Consider the following 2,498-nt stretch of genomic DNA (forward strand, 5'->3'; position numbering starts at 1 on the left):
GCGCCCCGCCCCGCCGGCGCCTGCCCGGAGCGCTGCGTCCTTCTTGCCGTGCGCTGCGCGCGCCTCGCGTCGAACTCGTCGTCGCGCACCGGTCCGCCTCCCTTTGGCTCCCGAAGCCGCATCACATGAACGTTTGAACAGGGCAAACTATACCATCGCGGGGCCCTCGACCGATGGGCGGACGTTTGCACGCCGCCCGCCGACCGAACAGAATGTAAACACGGCGGGAACGTTTAGCATGATGTTCGGCCCAAAGCGGGCCGGTCGTGCGGTCAGGAGGTGCCATGCGCAACGTCGGGGTTCGCGAAATCAGCCGTAGAACGGGGTTTTCTCCCGCGACGGTCTCCAATGCGCTCAACAATAAGCGCGGTGTAAACAAGGACACCGCCGAGACCATCCGCCGCATGGCGAAGGAGCTCGGCTACGAGCGCTCCGAGCACCTCGACCACATCCGGTTTGTCCTCGCGCGCAAGACCGGCAAGATCCTCGACGAGGGCACGTTCCACCCCGGCGTCATCGAGGGCGTCGAGCGCGTGGCGGCCCAGCTCAAGCTGCAGACCACGTTCACCACGATCGAGCTCAGCAACCGCGAGGCCGCGGCCAAGCAGGCCTTCGAGATCACGCACGACATGAGCAACGGCATCGTCCTTCTGGGCACCGAGATGGCAGAGGAGGACTACGTGCTCTTCCGCGACCCGCAGGCGCCGCTCGTCGTCGTGGACGGCTGGTCCGACCGGCTCTTCTTCGAGTCCGTGGTCACGCAGAACGAGAACTCCGCCTTCCGCGCCGTCACCTACCTGGCCGAGCACGGCCACCGTCAGATCGGCTACATCGCGGGCGACTACCGCATCAAGAACTTCCCCCTGCGCGAGCGCGGGTACCGCCGCGCCATGCGCGAGGCCGGGCTGACCATCGACTCCAAGTGGCGCGTCGTGGTGGGCACCACCGTCAACACCTCCTACGACGCGATGAAGGAGTGGCTCTCCGCGAACCCGCCGCTCCCGACTGCCTTCTTTGTGGAGAATGACATCATGGCCCTCGGCTGCATGAGGGCGATGACCGAGCAGGGCATCCGGATCCCCGAGGACGTGAGCGTGGTCGGCTTCGACGACCTGCCGTACGCGAGCGTCTGCAACCCGCCGCTGACCACGGCGCGCATCCCCAACCGCGAGATGGGCGAGATCGCCACCCACCGCCTCATGGACCAGATCCGCGAGCCGCGCGACTACACCTGCGTCACGCACCTCTCGACGACCTTCGTCGAGCGGCAGTCCGTCAAGTTCCTCCAGCCGTAGTCGCCGCCCGCCGGCCTGCGCTCCCCGCCGCCGCGACCCCGCCGCCGGCCCGCGCCCTTCTCGCCCGCCACATTTGTGGGGTGATTGTCGAAAACCCCGCGATTCCCGCCCGGCACGCTCGCTTTTGCACAGGGTGTGCAATACTACCCAAGCTGTGTAAAAACCGACGAGAGGACCGGATGGCCAGCTGCGTCATAAGCACCGACCGCCGAAGCGTCCGTACCCGCGCCGCGCTGCGACTCGCGCTCGCGCAGGAGATCGACGCCACCGGCGACCTTTCGCGCGTGACCGTCACCGCCGTGACCGAGCGCGCCGGCGTGACCCGCCGCACCTTTTACTCCCACTTCAAGGACATCCCCGACCTTGTGACCCAGATCGAGGACGAGACCCTGGCAGACCTCCGCGTCCACGTGGAGCAGATCGCCGCCTGCCACCTCGGTCACCTTGCCGAGTCGTTGCGCTCGGCCGAGCCCGCGCCCGGCTCCGAGGGCCTGCTGCTCGCCGTCCAGGAGCGCGGAGACTACCTGCGGCCGCTGCTCGGCGACGGGGGAGACCCCGCCTTCGCCGAGCGCCTCAAGCGCATGGCCTACGACGCGGTGGTCGGCCGCGCCCTCGACGGCATCGACGTGCGCGCGGTCGGCGCGTTCTTCGACTACTACCTCACCTTCGCCATATCCGCCGAGGTCGGCGTGCTCCTGCGCTGGCTCGAGGGCGGCATGCGCGAGTCCGTGCCCGCTATGGCGCGCCTCATGACGGCCCTTATGTTCGTCCGCCCGGGTGACCTCTACGGCAGGCCCATCGACTTCGACATCCCCAGCTTCGCGCTGGCCATCAAAGACTGCGAGGAGATCAACAATGTCCGATAAGACCGCCGCGTCCATCAAGGCCGAGAAGGCCGCCCGCCGTCCCCTCGAGCTCAAGCAGGACGGCGCCGAGCTCAGCCCGGCCCATCCCTACGACCTCAGCTACGCGCACCTGCGCCTGGGCATCGACGTGGGCTCCACCACCGTCAAGCTCGCCGTCATCGACGACAACGACAACCTCATCTACGCCAACTACGAGCGCCACCACACCGATGTGCGCGCCACGGCCAAAGAGCTCTTCGTTCGCGCCCAGCGCGTGATCGGCGACGCCCCGATGCGCGTCTCGATCACCGGCTCGGGCGGCATGCTGCTGGCCAAGTGGCTCGGCCTCGAGTTCGTC

General features: G+C 67.9%; 3 protein-coding genes. All 3 read left to right on the top strand.

Features of this window, described 5'->3' with window-relative positions; all coding sequences use genetic code 11:
• The first annotated feature begins 284 nt into the window (after positions 1-284).
• Entirely contained in the window at positions 285-1,295 is a 1,011-nt protein-coding gene (locus ACT84W_RS03745; protein ID WP_432290094.1) for a LacI family DNA-binding transcriptional regulator, read from the top strand.
• A 179-nt stretch (positions 1,296-1,474) separates the two neighbouring features.
• Complete coding sequence (locus tag ACT84W_RS03750; protein WP_417575996.1) at positions 1,475-2,161, top strand: TetR/AcrR family transcriptional regulator; 687 nt, start codon at positions 1,475-1,477, stop codon at positions 2,159-2,161.
• The coding region (locus ACT84W_RS03755; protein ID WP_444328247.1) for a hypothetical protein at positions 2,151-2,498 on the top strand (348 nt) is incomplete at its 3' end. The genes ACT84W_RS03750 and ACT84W_RS03755, both read left to right, overlap by 11 nt.

Source organism: Paratractidigestivibacter sp. (assembly GCF_052362415.1).
Classification (GTDB): Bacteria; Actinomycetota; Coriobacteriia; order Coriobacteriales; family Atopobiaceae; genus Paratractidigestivibacter.

Excerpts from the sequence above, each read along its gene's own strand:
- ACT84W_RS03745 (WP_432290094.1), top strand. The coding sequence starts at position 285 with ATGCGCAACGTCGGGGTTCGCGAAATCAGCCGTAGAACGGGGTTTTCT.
- ACT84W_RS03750 (WP_417575996.1), top strand. The coding sequence starts at position 1,475 with ATGGCCAGCTGCGTCATAAGCACCGACCGCCGAAGCGTCCGTACCCGC.